Origin of the sequence: Thermoleptolyngbya sp. PKUAC-SCTB121 (assembly GCF_016919485.1) — a bacterium.
Lineage (GTDB): Bacteria > Cyanobacteriota > Cyanobacteriia > Elainellales > Elainellaceae > Thermoleptolyngbya > Thermoleptolyngbya sichuanensis.
In genome coordinates, this window is the sequence record NZ_CP070366.1 from 469,676 (window position 1) to 487,408 (window position 17,733).

At 57.8% G+C, this 17,733-nt stretch carries 15 protein-coding genes and 1 pseudogene; 8 read left to right on the forward strand and 8 right to left on the reverse strand.

Annotated elements, in window-relative coordinates:
- Window positions 1-4: 4 nt before the first annotated feature.
- Window positions 5-394: a histidine kinase gene (locus tag JTM80_RS01995; protein WP_205370472.1), complete on the reverse strand. Its 390-nt coding sequence runs from the start codon at window positions 392-394 to the stop codon at window positions 5-7.
- 23 nt (window positions 395-417) lie between these two features.
- Window positions 418-1,218, reverse strand: a complete 801-nt coding sequence (gene larB / locus JTM80_RS02000) for a nickel pincer cofactor biosynthesis protein LarB (RefSeq protein WP_172353923.1) — start codon at window positions 1,216-1,218, stop codon at window positions 418-420.
- A 236-nt stretch (window positions 1,219-1,454) separates the two neighbouring features.
- Between larB and JTM80_RS02005 the strand changes: the two genes are divergently transcribed.
- Both JTM80_RS02005 and JTM80_RS02010 read left to right on the forward strand, forming a co-directional pair.
- On the forward strand, window positions 1,455-2,198 hold the full coding sequence (locus JTM80_RS02005; protein ID WP_172353924.1) for a Uma2 family endonuclease: 744 nt from the start codon (window positions 1,455-1,457) through the stop codon (window positions 2,196-2,198).
- Window positions 2,199-2,652: 454 nt separating this feature from the next.
- Window positions 2,653-3,459: pseudogene (locus JTM80_RS02010) on the forward strand (L-lactate permease); the annotation flags it as partial.
- 261 nt (window positions 3,460-3,720) lie between these two features.
- Here JTM80_RS02010 and csaB read toward each other — a convergent pair.
- A complete protein-coding gene (gene csaB / locus JTM80_RS02015; RefSeq protein WP_205370473.1) occupies window positions 3,721-4,755 on the reverse strand; it encodes a polysaccharide pyruvyl transferase CsaB in 1,035 nt (344 codons plus the stop codon).
- Between the two features lie 135 nt (window positions 4,756-4,890).
- On the opposite strand from csaB, the gene JTM80_RS02020 reads away from it, so the two are divergent.
- Window positions 4,891-5,196 (forward strand): DUF2499 domain-containing protein, encoded by a 306-nt coding sequence (locus tag JTM80_RS02020; protein ID WP_172353927.1) that lies wholly within the window; start codon window positions 4,891-4,893, stop codon window positions 5,194-5,196.
- A 173-nt stretch (window positions 5,197-5,369) separates the two neighbouring features.
- Here the strand turns inward: JTM80_RS02020 and JTM80_RS02025 are convergent, their stop codons facing one another.
- Window positions 5,370-5,873, reverse strand: coding sequence for a bifunctional nuclease family protein (locus JTM80_RS02025; protein WP_172353928.1), 504 nt, complete (start codon window positions 5,871-5,873; stop codon window positions 5,370-5,372).
- A gap of 847 nt (window positions 5,874-6,720) precedes the next feature.
- Here JTM80_RS02025 and JTM80_RS02030 point away from each other — a divergent pair.
- Entirely contained in the window at window positions 6,721-7,401 is a 681-nt protein-coding gene (locus JTM80_RS02030; RefSeq protein WP_205370474.1) for a riboflavin synthase, read from the forward strand.
- 192 nt (window positions 7,402-7,593) lie between these two features.
- Here JTM80_RS02030 and proB read toward each other — a convergent pair whose 3' ends face one another.
- Both proB and JTM80_RS22905 read right to left on the reverse strand, forming a co-directional pair.
- Complete coding sequence (gene proB / locus JTM80_RS02035) at window positions 7,594-8,751, reverse strand: glutamate 5-kinase (RefSeq protein ID WP_205370475.1); 1,158 nt, start codon at window positions 8,749-8,751, stop codon at window positions 7,594-7,596.
- A 585-nt stretch (window positions 8,752-9,336) separates the two neighbouring features.
- Entirely contained in the window at window positions 9,337-9,468 is a 132-nt protein-coding gene (locus JTM80_RS22905; protein WP_255548857.1) for a hypothetical protein, read from the reverse strand.
- Here JTM80_RS22905 and JTM80_RS02040 point away from each other — a divergent pair.
- The 4 genes from JTM80_RS02040 (at window position 9,467) to JTM80_RS02055 (ending at window position 14,747) form a co-directional block, all read left to right on the forward strand.
- Entirely contained in the window at window positions 9,467-11,725 is a 2,259-nt protein-coding gene (locus JTM80_RS02040) for a hypothetical protein (protein ID WP_205370476.1), read from the forward strand. The genes JTM80_RS22905 and JTM80_RS02040 overlap by 2 nt on opposite strands.
- Window positions 11,726-11,828: 103 nt before the next feature.
- Window positions 11,829-13,148 (forward strand): AI-2E family transporter, encoded by a 1,320-nt coding sequence (locus JTM80_RS02045; RefSeq protein ID WP_205370477.1) that lies wholly within the window; start codon window positions 11,829-11,831, stop codon window positions 13,146-13,148.
- 338 nt (window positions 13,149-13,486) lie between these two features.
- Entirely contained in the window at window positions 13,487-13,846 is a 360-nt protein-coding gene (locus JTM80_RS02050) for a DUF6464 family protein (protein WP_172353933.1), read from the forward strand.
- Between the two features lie 34 nt (window positions 13,847-13,880).
- Complete coding sequence (locus JTM80_RS02055; protein ID WP_205370478.1) at window positions 13,881-14,747, forward strand: branched-chain amino acid ABC transporter permease; 867 nt, start codon at window positions 13,881-13,883, stop codon at window positions 14,745-14,747.
- A 77-nt stretch (window positions 14,748-14,824) separates the two neighbouring features.
- Here the strand turns inward: JTM80_RS02055 and JTM80_RS02060 are convergent, their stop codons facing one another.
- Both JTM80_RS02060 and JTM80_RS02065 read right to left on the reverse strand, forming a co-directional pair.
- A complete protein-coding gene (locus JTM80_RS02060; RefSeq protein WP_255548858.1) occupies window positions 14,825-16,237 on the reverse strand; it encodes a 1-acyl-sn-glycerol-3-phosphate acyltransferase in 1,413 nt (470 codons plus the stop codon).
- A 143-nt stretch (window positions 16,238-16,380) separates the two neighbouring features.
- Window positions 16,381-17,139 carry a histidine kinase gene (locus tag JTM80_RS02065; RefSeq protein ID WP_172353935.1) on the reverse strand — a complete coding sequence of 253 codons (759 nt, stop codon included), beginning with the start codon at window positions 17,137-17,139 and terminating at the stop codon, window positions 16,381-16,383.
- Window positions 17,140-17,733 lie beyond the last annotated feature (594 nt).

Genomic DNA, 17,733 nt, shown 5'->3' on the forward strand with positions numbered 1-17,733 from the left:
TGTTTCAGGCCTGTGGCGCAGCCTGCTTGACGAGTTCCCGACAGCCCGCTAATCCGAGTTGGGGCTGCTGTCGATAGGCTTCATCGGCGACCCAGATGTGAAGCGTGCGATCGCCCCGAATTTCGTATAGATATTGCACCGTCGGGTCGAACTCGGTGCTGGCCTTCAGGTTTGAGAAATCGTCCTCACAAAACTCAAACCCCAGCCGCACAATCACCTGCGCGGCCAAACAGGCGGGCGTGTCACCCTGTTCGCCCACCAGCCCCCGCTCCTGCCAAAAGGTGTCTAGAAACGGATTCAAAATCGGCAGAAGGCGCTCAGGCGTGCCATTCCGGCTGGCGTAGATGACAATCGGGCTGCCCTCGATCAGAATATGACAGGGTGTAGCAGACATAGCAGCACTTGGAGATGACTTAGTTAGGGTACTCCTTTGGGGGGGGTGGATTCAACTGTAATCCGTGATGCGGTTCGCAGGATTTGCCCCGCCAACACCGCGGCCCCAAAGCCGTTGTCAATGTTCACCACGCCGATGCCTGCCGCACAGGAGTTGAGCATGGTCAGCAGGGCCGCCAGCCCGTCGAAGCTGGCACCGTAGCCGACGCTGGTGGGCACGGCAATCACGGGACAATCCGCCAGACCCGCTACGACGCTAGGCAGTGCCCCCTCCATGCCCGCCACGACGATTAGCACGTCCGCCGTTTGCACAAAATGGCGATTGTTTAGCAGGCGGTGGATGCCCGCCACGCCCACGTCCCAGAGCCGCTGTACCTGGAATCCAGCGAGTTCTGCCGTAATCGCTGCTTCCTCTGCCACTGGCAAATCTGCTGTACCTGCCGATAGCAGCGTGATTGTGCCGGGATGGACAGGTGTGAGCGTGAGGGGGGCGATCGCACAGATCCGCGCCATTGGGTAATACACTGCGTCTGGAACGAGCGATCGCACCTGGTCATACACGGCTGGCTCGATGCGCGTCGCCATCACCACCCGGCTGCGCTGGCGCATGGTCTGCATGATCTGGGCGATCTGCTCCGGCGTTTTGCCGGGGCCCCAGATGGCTTCAGGGAAGCCCGTCCGCAGCGCCCGATGGTGGTCGATTTTGGCAAACTCTTCGACGGGTTCAAAGTCAAAATATTTCAGCTTTTCGAGCGCCGTGTCAGGGCTGACTTTGCCCTGGGCAACGGCATTGAGCAACTGGCGGAGCGCTTCGGGTGTAGACACAGAAAAGACCGAGTGACAGAGGGCTGGAGCAGGGAAATAACAGAATGATAGAGGTCAGGCGCAACGGAGCTAATCTAGCACCCCCTTTAACCTAGACTAGCGGCTTGATGGCGGAAGGGGGGCGATCCTCCCGGCGCATCTTCTCGGCGCGTCTTCTCGGCGCGTCTTCTCGGCTCATCTCGGCAAATCTTCTCCGCTACACTAGAGCAAAACGCACTGGCAAGATATAGATTCCCATGTCGGTTCCGACGACTCCTGCGACTCCCTCTGCGCCCGAAGCTGCTCTCGATTTCTTCGAGCAGGCGCAGTTGGATGGCGTGACCTTTCCTCCCGGCGACCTCTACAGCGACGAGCCTCCCTTGGAAACCGATTTTCACTTGCAGCAAATGCTGCTGCTAATCAAATGCTTGGACTGGTTTTGGCGCGATCGCCAGGATTTCTACGTCTCCGGTAATCTCACGATCTACTACAGCCCAAACCAGAGTAAATCGAAGGATTTTCGTGGGCCTGATTTCTTCGTCGTCCTCAACACAGAGAAGCGTCCCCGCAAAAGCTGGGTCGTTTGGGAAGAAGACGGCAAGTACCCCAATGTCATTATCGAACTTTTGTCGCCATCTACCGCCAGCACCGACCGGGGCCTCAAAAAGCAAATCTATCAAGACACCTTCCGCACGCCAGACTACTTCTGGTTTGACCCGACCACGCAGGAGTTTCAGGGCTTTCATCTGTTGGATGGAGTCTATCAAGCGTTGTCGCCCAATGATCAGGGACACTTGTGGAGCCAGCAGTTGCAACTCTGGTTGGGCGTGGTGGCGGGGCAACTCCGATTCCTGACACCTGCGGGGCAACTCGTCCCCACGCCAGAAGAATCGGCCCTAGCAGAACAGCAGCAGCGACTGGCAGAACAGCAGCAGCGGGAAGCTGCCGAAGCCCTGCTGGCTCGATACCGCGATCGCTTTGGCGAGTTGCCGCCCGAATAAGCGTCTTTTCAGGTTTCAGGTTTGCAAGCTGAACCAGCTAAAGCTAACGATATTCCCCCTGTCATTCCCACCGTCATTCCTACTGTCCATCTCTAAGAGGATGTTTGAAAAGTCCTACTGTTTGTAGCAAAGCGTGCAAGATCCTCCTAAATCCCCCTTCAAAAGGGGGACTTTAAGGCGGTTTCCCCCCCTTTTTAAGATCTGGCTCACGCCTGAAGGCTGCTGGGTTGTAGACAAGGGGGACTTTAAGGCGGTTTCCCCCCTTTTTGGGGGGCTAGGGGGGATCTCTGAGTGCTTAACATTACAGGCGATACCTTTTCAAACACCCTCTAAACGCCTGACTGGGCAAAACGGATTAGTTCCAGGGAGTTTGGCGCGGGCCTGTATCGCAGTTCCTAGACAAGTAGCGGAACATGCTCTAGAAAAATATCCAACGTTCGTATTCTGAGAGCTTGTGCTGTATTTTTTAATCGCGGCGCTGCCGATTTTGACGGTGTTTGTGCTGCTGCTGGGGGCGCGGCTGCCTGCGGGACGGGCCATGCCGATTGCCTATCTAGTCACGGTGGCGATCGCCCTCTGGATCTGGCGCGTTCCACCAGTTTGGGTGGCAGCTTCTAGCATCCAGGGCTTGTTCATTGCGCTGGAAATTCTTTACATCGTGTTTGGGGCGGTGCTGCTGCTGAACACGTTGCAGGCATCGGGCGCGATTCAGGCGATTCGGCGGAGCCTGCTGTCGATTTCGGGCGATCGCCGGGTGCAGGTGATTATCATTGCGTGGCTCTTTGGCAGCTTTATCGAGGGGGCATCGGGCTTTGGCACGCCTGCGGTAATCTGCGTGCCGCTGCTGGTGGCCATTGGCTTTCCGGCAATGGCGGCGGTGCTGGCGGCGCTGATTATCCAGAGTACGCCCTCCACCTTTGGCGCAGTGGGTACGCCCGTGCTGATCGGCATCGACGCGGGGCTGGCGGGGGTGGACGCGGTGCAGACCCAGGTGGACGCGCTGGGCCTGAGCTACGCCCAATACCTCAAGGCCATTGGAACCGTGGCAGGGATGCTGCATGGCATCGTGGGCACGTTCATTCCGCTGATTCTCTGCGTCATGCTGACGGTCTTTTTTGGCGATCGCCCCTCGATTCGTCAGGGGTTGGCGGCGTGGAAATTTGCGCTGTTTGCGGGGCTGGCCTTCACGGTGCCCTACGCGCTGACGGCACGGGTGCTGGGGCCAGAGTTTCCCACGATTATTGGTGGGCTGCTGGGGCTGGTGTGGCAGGTTTGGGGGGGCGGGTGAAGAGGGAAGAGGGAAGAACGAAGAACGAAGGACGAAGAACGAACAGGGAAGAACGAAGAGGGAAGAGGGAAGATTTGGATTGGGAGGTTGGTTCAACATCTAAAGCCGCAAATCAAAAGTCGCAAATCCAAAATCGCAAATCTAAAGTCGAGACTTGGATGTCGGAGGAGTTGGGCGAGCAGGTCGCGGTGGATGGCAGCGCGATCGCCAATGGCGGCAATCGAGGCTTGGATATCAGAGGAGTTGGGCGAGCAGGTCGCGGTGGATGGCAGCGCGATCGCCAATGGCGGCGAGTTGGTCGGTCGATAGCCCGTCTCCGTTGGCGTAGAGGTCGATCCAGGTGCGGCTGATGGCGGTGGCATCGTCGGGCAGGTGATCCAGTTCCCAGCCAGGAAGCTGATATTCGTCCATCAGGCGGCTCACCTTGGGGTCATAGCTGATGGCAAAGCAGCGGCACTGATGGGCAGCGGCCATAATCAGCCCGTGCAGACGCATAGCGATCGCCAGTTCCACTCCCTGAAACAATCCAGCAAGCTGGAGCGGATCGGTGAGCGTTAGAACGGTGCTGTGGTCGGGCAGGTGGCTGTGCAGCGTTTGGGCGATCGCCCCATCCTGCACGGGCTGGAAGGGAACCAGCAGCACATGGGTTTGGGTCGCCTGCTGAAACATGGCCAGGGCCCGGCCGAGGGTGTGCAGCCGAGCCTCGGTCAATGCGGCGTGGGGCCGCAGGGCCACGGCCACTCGCGGCGCGGGCAACTCCCACAGCCCCGGCACCGGACGACCCTGTAATGCCCACACGGGGTCAGGAGCCAGCGTCACAGGAACCCCCCAGGCGGTGAGCAGTTCCGCAGAGGGGCGATCGCGCACACTCACTCCCTGACACCCGACAAACGCTTGCCGAGCCAGCCACCGACTGGCAGCACGGTGCAGCGGCCCCACGCCTTGGGCCCAGGCAATGGTTTTTAGCCCCATGCGCTGGGCCGTCAGCATCAGCCCGCCATAATACCAGGGATTCACGGCGCTGGTCGCGTCTTGCATGAGGCTGCCGCCGCCCCAGATAAAGGCATCCGACCGACGGAGTGCTTGCAGAACTTGTGCAGCATTCATGCGATCGCACACCTCCACCCCAAACCGAGTCGCCGTCTCCGCCGGATTGCCCGACAGCACCAGCGGCGTTACCTGGGGCGGCAGCATTTGCAGCAGCGCCGCCAACAGCGCCTCGTCGCCGCCATTTCCCTTGCCATAGTAGCCACACAAAACCGCCCGCATGGATTGTTTATACTAAACCTTGAACTTCCCCTCTTCCTTTTTTCGTTCTTCCCTCTTCCTTCTTCTTTCTTCCTTCTTCCTTCTTCCCTTCTGTTCCCCCAAAAATCATGCCACGAGTTGTCCCCGGTTCTGCCTATGCACGCCCTCTCAATTCCCACCTGGATCATTCACATTTCGAGCGTGGTGGAATGGATCGCCGCCATCTGGCTGGTCTGGGTCTATGCTGACGTGTCGCAGCAGCCCGCATGGCGATCGCTCTCCTGGGGAATGTTGCCCGTGCTGATTAGCGCCATGTGTGCCTGCACCTGGCACTTTTTCGACAACGCGCCCCAGTTGGAGTGGCTGGTGACGGTGCAGGCAGCGACGACCGTTCTGGGCAATGTTACGCTTTGCATTGCGGGCTGGTGGATCTGGCGATCTACTCGACCTGCCAAGGAATAGGGTAGAAAAATTAGGGCAAAGAGATTGGGGTAAGAAAAATTAGGGCAAAGAGATTGAGGCAAAAAATAAGGGCAAGGGGCGATCGCCCAACTCACCCTCCAGCGCTTTCATCAAACTCCCAAAATCCAAAATCTAAAATCCAAAATTCTGAGAGCCGGGGCTATCCCTCACAACTACCCCTCACTACTTTTAGACTGTCCCCGCTGCGTGAAATCCTCTGGGCGCAGGTTCGAGAGAAAGTCGCGGAAAGCCTGACGCTCTGCTTCGTCGGCATCCGTGTCCACTGGGTAAGACGCATCCGCCACCACCTCCTCCATCACCCAGATCGGGCTGCGCGTGCGGATTGCAATCACGATGGCATCGCTGGGGCGAGCATCGATTTCCTTTCGCACCTCGCCCTGGCGAATGGTCAAAATCGCGTAAAACGTATTGTCTTGAAGCGAGTGAATCACGACCCGTTCTACCATCAGGTCGCATTCATCTAGAATGTTGACCAGCAAATCGTGGGTGAGGGGACGGGGCGGAGTCTGGTTCTCGATCGCGCTCATGATGGCGCGAGCCTGATCGTGGGCGATATAGATCGGAAGCTGGCGTCGTTCGGATGCGTCTCGCAGCAGCACCAAGGGGCTGCGGGAGGCTGCCTCTAGGGCAATTCCAGCGACTTTCATCTCAATCATTCATCTAGCCTCTAGAATCCGTTCAGCAAAGGGATGGAAAGGCGGGGACTGGAGCTTTGAAACCCTTGAGCTTGATATAGCCTAGCACCAAGCCCAAGGGATCAGGCGGGTCGTTGAGACACGAAATTAGAAGCCAAAACCCAGTCAAAACCAGATCAAAACCTCTAATGTTTGAGATGCCTTCTGAGATGCCTTCGAGTGTTGCGGGAGAATGGTATGACGCATCTTGAGAATTAAGCTCTTGAGAATCAAGCACTCAGTTCTTAAGCACTCAGTTTGCGATCGCCAGCATTGAAGCAACTTCCCAGATCCTAGCCTCAGTCCAGTATGACAAGATCAGCTAATGAGTTCAATTCGTGAATTCTCAATTCGTGAATTCTTAATTCGTAAAGTCAATAGTTCAATTGGCTTTTGGGGCTATCCGGTCGGTTTGAGAGTCGGTTTGAGAGTTGGGTTCAGTCGGGTTTAAGTCGGGCTTACAGCCGGGTTCATAGCAGTCGGAACCAAAGTTGTCATCAGATCAGCGCCAGTTTGAGGGAGCCAGAGGTCGCTGAACGGCGGGTTGCAGTGTTATCTTAGTTCAAGCGTACCAGGTTTTCCAGGAAAAAGTCATCTCCTCAACGGTTGGATTGAACTCCAGTATGCCCTGAAGCACCGGCGAATCGACAGCCCCAATGCTGAAGGTTTTCCAAAAAATGTAAGGTCAAAAAATGTAAGGTTAAGACCGTGCAGATAAAGGCTGGCAGATCAGACGGCACAACGCTTGACAAGGGTGACCCGTTGGCTAGACCTGTCCCGCTCCCCCTGTCCCTTTTTTAACCCGTCCCTTTTCTAAGGAGATGTTGCTGTGTTCACTGGACTGATTCAAACGCTCGGAACCCTGTCTGCTCTCAGCGAGACGGAAGTGCAAGTCACCTGCACCGATGCTCGCCTGCTCCGTGATTTGGAACTGGGGGACAGCGTGGCGGTAGACGGCGTTTGCTTGACGGTGATGCGCTGTTTGGCGGATGGCTTTGTGGCGGCTGTTTCGCCGGAAACGCTCGACCGCACAGCGCTGGGGCGGCGGAATGTTGAAATTCCGGTCAACCTGGAAGCCTCTCTGCGGGTGGGCAGCAAGCTGGGCGGGCATTTTGTGACGGGGCACGTAGACGGGGCGGGCTACTTAGAATCCGCTGTCCCCACGGAAACCTCCTGGGAGATGCGGTTTTCGGTGCGCGATCGCCGCGTGGCCCGCTACATCGTGCCCAAGGGCAGCATCGCGGTTAACGGCATCAGCCTGACGGTGGCCGATTGTGACGCGGCGGGCAGTTGGTTCACTGTGGCAGTGATCCCGCTGACCTATACTGAAACGAACTTGCAGCACCTCAAACCGGGCGATCGCGTCAATCTGGAAGGCGACATCCTGGGCAAGTACGTAGAAAAGTTTCTCCGGCTGGGAGATGCCACCCCATTCGATGCTAAGGGAACAGAAGATGCGTTACCTGATTCGCTCACGCCTGCTTTTTTGGCAGAACATGGCTACTTATAAGTAGGTGGACATTAATAGATAAATATAAAACCCAAAGACCCTGCGCTGCTCGCTGCACGGGCGGCGCAGGGTTCAGGATCTGTTTTTTAATCTGGTCTATCTACTTAGCTGGGTGTTCGTGGATAGGGTGTTTGTGGATAGGGTGTTTGTGGATCGCCAGCTTGTTCCCGGTTTGAGATGGCAGGGATTGAGCTAATTACTCAGCACCAGGTTGTCGCGATGCACCACGGTTTCTGCGCCTGCATAACCCAGGATTTTGGGAATGTCGTCGGAGTGGCGGCCGCGAATTTGCTGGAGTTCGGCGCTGCTGTAGTTGACGATGCCACGGGCGATTTCCTGACCGCTCTGGTCGCAGAGCTGCACTGCGTCCTGGGGCTGAAACTCGCCCTCTACTTCGGCGATGCCCGCCGCCAACAGCGATCGCCCTGCCTGCCGAATGGCGTTGACTGCGCCTTTGTCTAGATAGAGCTTGCCTGCGGGAACCAGTCCGTGGGCGATCCAGCGCTTGCGGGCATTAAAGGGCTGGTCTTCTGGCTCGAACTGAGTGCCGAGGGAAGCTCCGGCGAGGATTTGGGCAATATTGTCGGGCGATCGCCCTTCGGTAATCACCGTCCGCACGCCCGCCGCTGTCGCAATCTTCGCCGCCGAGATTTTCGTCACCATGCCGCCCGTGCCCCAGTTCGTGCCGCGATCGCCCACCTCCACCTGTTCTGTCAGCGCGGCGATATCGTCCACTAGGCTGATGGGCTGCGCCTCTGGGTGATAGCGCGGGTCAGCGGAATAGAGCCGATCGACATCTGTCAGCAAAAACAGCCAGTCTGCCTCGACCAGGCTAGCCACCAGCGCCGACAGCGTATCGTTGTCGCCGAACTTGAGTTCCTCGACGGCCAGCGTGTCGTTTTCGTTCACAATCGGGATCACGCCCAGCTTCAGCAATTGCCGAAAGGTGCGGTAGGCATTGACATAGCGGCTACGCTGCACTAGGTCGCTGCGGGTCAGCAATACCTGGGCAATGGGCTGATCGAGGGAGGAAAAAAAGTCGTCATACACCCGCATCAGCCGCCCTTGCCCTACCGCCGCCACGGCCTGCTTCATGGCGATGGTGCGGGGGCGTTCTGTCATCCGCAGCCGCGCACAGCCCACGCCCACTGCTCCAGAGGAGACGAGGATCACCTGATGCCCCTGTTGCCGCAGTTGACACAGCGCCTCGACCAGCTTGGCAATGGTGGCGATCGCCAGATATCCGGTTTCAGGCTGCGTCAGACTGGAGGTGCCAATTTTCACCACAATTGTCTGCGTTGCAGGCTGGGAAACGGGTTGGGAACCGGGCTGGGAAACCGTTTGGGTCATGGTTTGAGAACTGCGGGAACAAGAAAAGCTCTATGGAGAAAGGCTGAAAGCGCGATCGCGGGAATTCCATGCCTGAACTCTCCCACAACATTATTCCGTAATCTCAATTCCGTTATGACCTACGCACTTGCGATTAAATTTTCTGGGTTTTGGAGGATTTCTCGCGGGCGCAGCCCGCGAGAAATCCTCCAACCGCGTAAGTCCTATCCGTAATTCGCAGATCTGGCTCCCCTTCTCCCGACCTGGAAGAAGGGGCTGGGGGATGAGGGCAGATTGAAAGCCACACGCCGCGTTCAATAACGGTCAATAAAATCAATAAAAGAGAGCGCCAACTCCCGTATGACTCGGAAACCGACGCTCTTGGCTTTAACAACTAGATTTATCGTCCAGGGACTTTATTACGCTGTCCCCGTCTGCTCACTTATTAGATTCACAGGCTTTCTCAGAGTTTCCACGATTTCTAATGTTTTCTTTATATTTCAGATCGTGGAGTCAGGTTTCAAGATGTAACAGTTTTGTTACCTCGATTTCGTTACCTCGATCTGGCAAACTTTTTGCAGTGGAGTCGCCAGAGTTCGCTACCATCTACGCAATGCTCTGTGTGCAATGCTCTGTGTGCAATGCGCTCTGGCAACTGCGTCCGACCGCCTGGGCGATCGCCCAATTTCGAGTCGCTGGCTGTCCCGTCTCTTGAATACCGCTGTAGATATTGCTCATGACGCGAGACTCCTTACCACCGCGTGATTCTGCCCATCGAGACGCTTTTTACATCAACGGCTTTCGCTCGACTGTTCGCCAGCCGCTTCAGGACAGGGCTGAGTCGCGGATGCTGCCCACTGGGCGCGTGGAGGAGTGGGTAGGGGGCGATCGCCTGCTGCCGAGTGCGTTCCAGGTTCCAGCAGGTCGGCTCACCCCCAGACAGCGTGCCCGTCGCGCCCGCAAAGCTTCGTTAGCAACAGCCGCTTCTCGCCCCACTTCTCGTTCTGCAACGTCGCCTACGACCAAAACTCGCCCTACGGTTCTGGTGTCGCCCGGTCTGCCGCGCCAGCGTCGTCCCCGACGAGGGCGATCGCCTTCGCCGCTCCACGGCCTTTGGCAATGGCTGAACTGTCCTGCGGCATGGCAGCGCTATCGGCAATTGGGGCGATCGCTGTCATGGTCGCTGCTGTGGGTGCTGACGTTTTGCGGGCTGGCGGGGCTGGGGATTAAGTCGCTGGAGTGGCTGACGCGCCTGCCAGAGCCGCCCAACTGCGCCAAAATCACCTTTGCGGCGGCCGATGCCGAGCGGCTCTTTTGTGCGCGGGAGGCGGCAAAGTCGGGACATCTCGCTGACCTGACGGCAGCCGTGAATCTGGTGGCCGCTTGGCCGGCCGATCACCCGCTCTATCGAGAAGGGCAGTCGCTATTGGCGGAGTGGTCGGCGCAGATTTTGGACGCGGCCGAGGCGCGACTGAAGAGCAGCGGTGTGCAGGAGGCGCTGTCGGTTGTGCGACACATTCCCCCCAATAGTCCGCTCTATGCCGAAGCGCAGGCGGCGATCGCCCAGTGGCAGGCGCAATGGCAGCAGGGCGAGGCAATTTGGAGCAAAGCACAGGAGGCGCTGCGGAACCAGGACTGGAACCTAGCGGCGGAGCAAGTCACTGTGTTGGGGCAGGTCGAAAGCGAATACTGGCGGACGCACCGCATGGAGGCGTTGACTCGGCAGATTTTGCAAGAGCAGACGGCGCACAAGCTGCTGACCCAGGCGCAGCAGGCGGCGGGCGACCAAACTCTTGCCAACCTCCAGGCGGCGATCGCCCTGGTGCAGCAGATCGATCCGCAAACCCTGGCGTGGGAAACGGCTCAGGCTGATTTGCAAGCTTGGAGTGGGGCGCTGCTGGATCTGGCGCTGCGGCAATGGCAGGCGGGCGATCGCAGCGGGGCGCTGGCGCTGGCGCAGCAAGTTCCGCCCGATTTGGTCAATCACCTCACGGGAGAGGGACAAAACCTGCTGCGGCTGGCCCATGCCCAGCGGCTGATTGCTGAACCTGCGACCCAATGGCTGCCGTCGCTGCGCCAGGTTTGGAGCGTGCGCGAGGCGATCGCCGCCCTCAGCGAGATCCCTGCCAGCAGCACCTTTTACGCGATCGCCCAGACCGAACTAAACACCCAGCACGCGGTTCTCGAAGATCTGCGCCAGTTGCAGACCGCGGGACTGGTGGCCAGCCTGGGCCAGCGCACGACGTTGGACTGGGCCAGCCGCCTCGCTCAGCAGATCGCGCCCGACCGCCCGCGCCGTCTCCAGGCGCAAACTCTAGCCGCCCACTGGCAGCAGGAAACCCAGCGGATTCAGGACATGCCGCAGTTTTTGCAGGCACAAGCCCTGGCCGAGCCAGGACACATTGCCGACCTGCAAGCGGCCATCGCTGCCGCCCGCCAAATTCCCCGCGATCGCGCCCTGTGGACCGAAGCGGAGCAGGCGATCGCCACCTGGAGCCGTCAGATCCAAACCCTGGAAGATCGCCCCATTTTGGAAGAAGCCACCCGCATTGCCCAGAGCGGCGACCTCTCTCGCGCCATCCGCACGGCAGAGAAGATTGGCCGCAATCGCACCCTCCATGCCGAAGCGCAGGCTGCCATCCAGACCTGGAACGCAAAGCTGGAAGAGGTTCGCATTGCCGAAGACCGCAAGCATCTGGACGAAGCCCGCGCCCTAGCTGCCCGCGTGCGCCTGTCGCAAGCCATCGACACCGCTGCCCAGATCGCCCGCGATCGCCCCCTCTATGCCGAAGCCCAAGCCGCGATCGCCCAGTGGCGTGCCCAGCGCGACGAAATCCTGGGCAGCCGCCGCGCCCAGGAAGCCGAAGCCACCAACAGCGAAGCGACTAGGGACGAAGCCGCCAGAACCGAGTATGCACCAGCCGAAGGGGCGATCGCTCCCGAACCCTATCCTTCTGAACCTGCCTACGTCTACGAAGCACCACCGCCCTACTAGCCAGCCAAGCCTCGGCGGTTTCCATCCGGCGGTTTCCCTTAAGATAATCGCGGAGACCTGCGATCGCACTCAATTCCCTTCATCCGGCGACTAGATAAAGCCCATGAAACTTGGACAATGGATCGGTCTGCTGGCCCTGATTGCTGCCATCTATATTCTCTGGTCGATTCAGCAACTGCTGCTGCTGATGTTTGTCGGCATTGTCTTTGCCACAGCGCTGAATCGGCTAGTGCGCTGGATGGGCAAGCATGGCGTTCCACGGGGGGCCGCGTCGATTTTCTCCATTGTGGGTCTGCTGCTAATCATGACCCTGTTTGTGGCGATCATCGTGCCGCCGTTTCTGGATCAGTTTCAACTGCTGACGGAGCTTGTGCCCCAGGGGTTGAACCAGCTTCGGCTGGGGTTGGACTGGCTGACTGAGCGGCTTCCGGGTAGCGCATCCGAACTAGTGCCCAACTTCAACGAGCTATTTAACCAGCTTCAGCCGTTTGTGTCGGGGCTGGCAAATAATTTTTTCCGGGCGTTTTCTGGGTTCTTTAATGTCGGTGTCAGCTTCCTGTTTGTGCTGATGCTGACCATTATGCTGCTGCTCAACCCCCACCCCTATCGCCAGGGATTTTTGCGGCTCGTGCCGTCGTTTTATCGCCGCCGCGCCGACGAGATTCTGACGCTGTGCGAAGAAGATCTGGTGGGCTGGATTATTGGAACGCTGATCAACATGGTGGTGATTGCCATCGTCAGCGGCATCGTGCTGCAAATTCTCGGTGTAAAGCTGGTGCTGGCCAATGCGCTAGTGGCGGGGCTGATGGAGGCGATTCCCAACCTAGGGCCGGTGCTGAGTACCATTGCGCCCGTGGCGATCGCCCTGATCGATTCCCCCGTCAAAGCCCTAGGCGTGCTAATTGCCTACGTCCTGATCCAGCAGCTTGAGCAGTTTCTCCTGGTGCCCGTGGTGATGGGTCAGCAGGTGTCGCTGCTGCCTGCGGTGACGCTCCTGGCGCAGTTTGCCTTTGCGTCCTTCTTTGGGTTTTTGGGTCTGTTTCTGGCGATTCCGCTGGTGATTATCGTCCGCATCTTGCTGCGCGAAGTGGTCATTCGCGATGTGCTGGATCAGTGGACGAATCCTGAATTTGAGCATCGGGAACAAGAAAGCCACTTGTTAGAAAACCAAGAGGGGGCGATCGCTCCTGCGGCCTGCTCATCCGGCTTTTCTACCCATACGCTTTCCCATAGCGCCACCGCCGCTGAGTCTCCAGACGCAACCCACCCGCCGAAGAACCCGCCGAAGAACCCGCCGAAGAATCCGCCGAAGAATCCGTCCGATGCGATCGCTGAAACCGGCTATATCGCTAGCAATCCAGGCTGTTCAGACCCTTCGGCGGAGTCTGGCTCCCCAGACGGAAACTCCGAGCAAAGCGATTAGCCATCTTTTCCCGGGCCTTCCCAAAACCATTTCTCCCAGACTGAGTGCCCAAATTTGGGCGCTAGTATGCTTCACGCAGCAATTTCAGCCCTCACCCTAAATCCCTCTCCCAGAGCGGGAGAGGGACTTCAAACCTATGTCTGGCTCCCCTTCTCCCCGCTTGGGAGAAGGGGTTGGGGGATGAAGGCAGTAAGTTCGCTGTCTCAAGTATGTCAGTGCCCAAATTTGCCCCAAAACGCCATAAAACGTTAAAGATGAAATAAGTTACCGGGGGAGATGGGTATAAATGCGATACCATCTCACGTAACCTGCAAACTGTGTAAAGTGCAATACGGTCAATGGAGCAAGAGTCTCTACCCACTGAGGTTATTCTCAGCCACCCGCGCCAGACCATCGGCAGTCTGAAGCTGGACTGGAACCCACAGCCGGGAACCTATCTCGATGTTGAGGGAGAAACCTACGCTGTTCTGGAGCGCCACCACTGCTATCAATACAAGCGGGGCAAATATCGGCTGCACAAGATCGCGCTATACGTGCAGGCGGCTCCCCGACCCGAAGAACGAAGCTGGTTTCAGGGGCGCTGGGTGTTGGGCAATGCCAACTGTGCCTATAGCGCCCATTCTGAACTGGTGCGCTGTGCAGTAAATCCCGACGGGCCGTGTCAGGGCTGCCGCTTTTTTGAACCCACTGCTCAGTAACCGCTCAAGCTTAACGAAAAAAAGGCTAGCAAAAATGGATCAGCAACTGGTGCAGCTTTTGGTAAATGGCGTGGCGGTGGGCAGCGTCATTGCGCTGGCGGCGGTGGGGCTGACGCTGACCTACGGCATTTTGCGGCTGGCAAACTTTGCCCACGGTGACCTGATGACGCTGGGTGCCTATCTGACGCTGACAGCCAATCTCAATGGCGTGAATATCTGGCTGTCGATCTTGATTGGGGCGGTGCTGACGATTGGGGTGGCGTTGCTGTGCGAAAAGCTGCTGTGGTCGCCCATGCGCGATCGCCGCGCCTCGTCTACCACGCTGATTATTATTTCCATCGGGCTGGCGCTGTTTTTGCGAAACGGCATTACGCTGCTGTGGGGCCCCGAAAACCAGCGCTATGACCTGCCCGTGGCGACGGCGCTGGATGTGTTTGGCGTGCGGATTGCGCCGACGCGGCTGATCGTGGTGGGGCTGGCGATTTTGGCGATCGCCGGACTGCACTACCTGCTGCAACATACCAAAATTGGCAAAGCCATGCGGGCCGTTGCTGACAACACCGACCTGGCGCGGGTATCCGGCATCAACGTCGATTGGGTGGTGATTTGGACGTGGGTGCTGGCGGCGGGGCTGACGGCGATCGCCGGGGGCATGTTTGGGCTGATTACGGCTGTGCGGCCAAACATGGGCTGGTTTTTGATTATGCCGATGTTTGCCTCGGTGATTTTGGGCGGCATTGGCAATCCCTACGGGGCGATCGCCGGGGCTTATATCATCGGCATCGCGCAGGAACTTAGCACCTACGTTTTGCCCTCGGAGTATAAGCTGGGTGTGGCGCTGATGGTGATGATTCTGGTGCTGCTGGTGCGGCCGCAGGGGCTATTTCGCGGCATGATCTGAGTCGATTGACTATCTGAGATTGACTATCTGAGTTGATTGACCTGAGTTGATTGACCTGAGTCGATTGACCAAATTGACTAAATTAATTGCTCCAGCGCCGCTTGCAGATCTTGCGTGAGTTCCGCAACGGCCCGCTTTGCTGAGGTGTGATCCCGCTGATAGTCCGAATGGCGATCGCTCACACAAATCGGCGTTCCCACCGTCACGCGGCTCTGTCGCCAGCCCAAACGCGGACGGGCAGGCATGTCGTCGCCCTTGATCCGCGCCACCAGGTCAAACATCAGCAGCGCCATTTCGGCAAAGCGCTCCGCCGTGGGCTGTTCTTGGAGATAGTCGGCCGTCACTGCCACAAAGCTTTCCACCAGGCGCATGTGCCGCAGGCGAATTTCGGCTTCCTCCGCGCCCCAATCAGCCAGTCCGCGCTGGAATGGGGACAGAGCCGCGAAATCTGCGGGCAGGTCTTCTCGATAAATCGCGTTCCAGCCTGCTTCCTCTAGCCGACGACAGCGGTCGATAATCGTGCCCTGCGCCTCCAGCCGAAAATGCGCTTCGGCAGCGCGGAGGGCGGCATCCAGCAGCGTCTCCAGCCGCCGCATCAGGTGTTGATTTGCGCTCTCGTCTAGTTCTGGCTTGGAATCGGCTTCAGGCGTTAGATACTGCGGATAGAAGCGATGATAGAATCCCTCCATTTCCGTCAGCAAGTGATCCGCCAGCCGCAGCACGCGCCGATAGCGAACGTCCTCCGTTGGTGTTTCGTCCTGCACCAGCGGCGGCAAGCCCGTGTCCTGCTCTAGCCGACTGAGCAGCCGATCGAGCTTTGGCCAGATGGGCTGCGGGTAGGTATAGCGAATGCCAATCGGCACGATGTAGACCTGTTCCGATCGCCCCTTCTTTCGCAAATCCTCCGCACACCAAAAGCCCAACTGCGCCACGCCGGGTTCTAGCGGGCTGACGACTTCGCTATGCCCGTTGGTTGCGCCTTCGGGGGCGATCGCCAAGGGAAACTGTCCGTTGAGCAATAGCTCCCGCGCCGCCCGCAGACCTGTGCGATCCAGCCGCTTGCCCCGGTGAATCGGGATACCGCCCAGCCGCGAAAACAGCCAGCCCAGCCAGTCGCCCGCCCAGATGGTCATGCCCCGGTCGTAGATGAAGTGGGAATGCACGGGCGATCGCAGCGGAATGTCATGCTCTCGCGCCGCTTTGGGGACACCGCTGGACAGCAGATACAGCATAGAAAACGGATCGTCTACTTCTGGATGGCGGAATGCCAAGATGAATCGAACTTCACCCGCCTGAAACCGCTGATAAAGCAACGCCAGTTCTTTGGCGTTCACAACCTCGACATGGGAAATTCCCGTCGGCAGCCACGGACGAACACGGAGCCGAAACAAGAGCGGTAATGCCGCTCGCATCGCCATTAGCACCGCTGGATTGAAGCGCTGGGGAATAAACAAAAGCGCCGGAAATGCACGATGTTTTGAACAAGACACGTTCTTTCTGACCTTTGGCTTATGCGAAGCGCGACGTGAGCTAGGTTAACAATACTGGATCAAAACCGTTGTCAATACAAGGCCCCACGCTTCTGTCAGAAACGGGGGCCTTGAGGGTGTCAGAGAATCAGTCGGCTCAGCGATTAGCGCAGGGCGCTGTTCACGATTTGCTGCAGTTGGGCTTTAATTTCGGCTTCTTTCTGCGCGATAGTTGTGCCCAAGTCAGCGGCTTTTTCTTCCAGTTCCACTTGCTTGAAGTGTTTTGCCTCGTTGCCTAGGGTTTCGCCTTTGGTTTTGGCGTTGGCATACCAGGTTTGCGCCGTTTCAAGCTGACGCTTCACTTCTTCGTAGCGATCGCCATAGCGCTCTTGCAGACGACTATCTAGTTCTGCAAGCTGCTGCTTCAGATGGTTATAGCGCTGCTGAAAAATATCAAACACTTCTCGCTCCTTCACTGCGTTTACAACCAGATCAATTAGCACCTTGAAGGGGGTTTTGGTGGTGGCTTCGGCCTCTGGCAGATCAACGGTTGCCAGGGCCACGGTGACTTCCTCTTCAAACTGGCGATCGGTTTGATCCAGTGTTTGCTGGAGGTCGTCGATCTGGGTTTGGGCCTGGGCGATCGCCTCTCGGTGAAATTCGCCAATGCCTTCTACCACGCCTTCCACCGAGGCCGCCATCTCTTCGGTGCGGGTCGTCGCGCGATCGCGCACCACGGCAAACACCGCTGTCAAAGCATCTTTGGCGATCGCCTTCAGTTCGCCTGTCCCTTGAGACACTTCTGCCGCTGCTTCTGAAACCGCAGCCTTCACAATCTCCCGAATCCGCTCTGCCCGCAGGCCGCCCTCAGACTTGGCCTTTTGCAAATCTTCCTGAATGCGCTCTTTTAATGAATTTGTCATGGCTTTTCCCAACCAAACGCAACGTCATCATCGGGCAGACGCAAATCCCGCAGTTCTCTACCCAACAGATCCATCCTGGCGCGTTTATGGGCTGAAAGGGCTGATTTTGCATTAGGGATAGCCCTACTGAGGAGGGGGGAAAGCCGATGGAGGTTTTGGATTTTGGGTTTTGGATTTTGGGTGCTGGATTTTGGGTGTTGGATTTTGGCAGGACTTACGCACTTGCGATAAGTCTTCTGGGTTTTGGACGATTTCTCGCGGGCGCAGCCCGCGAGAAATCGTCCAACTGCATAAGTCCTATTTAGATTTTGGGGTTTGGATGTTGGAGGCGTTTGGCTGGAGCGTTGAAGGGAAAAGGGATTGGGCGCTCGTTCTTTGAGCCGTCAAAGTATTTCTTTACAAAAAATTCTGTTTTCGATTGTGAAAGCTGTATGAAGCTTGCAGTTCCCGTTACATTTTTTCACGCCTGAGCCAAAAAGAAATCTGTGCGGTTCTCTGATGCGTACTTTGGCGTAGGGCACACAAATTCAAGCGCATCTGGTTCAAGCGCATCTGGTGAATCAACAGTCACAGCTTGCAATTTCTACTGCAACC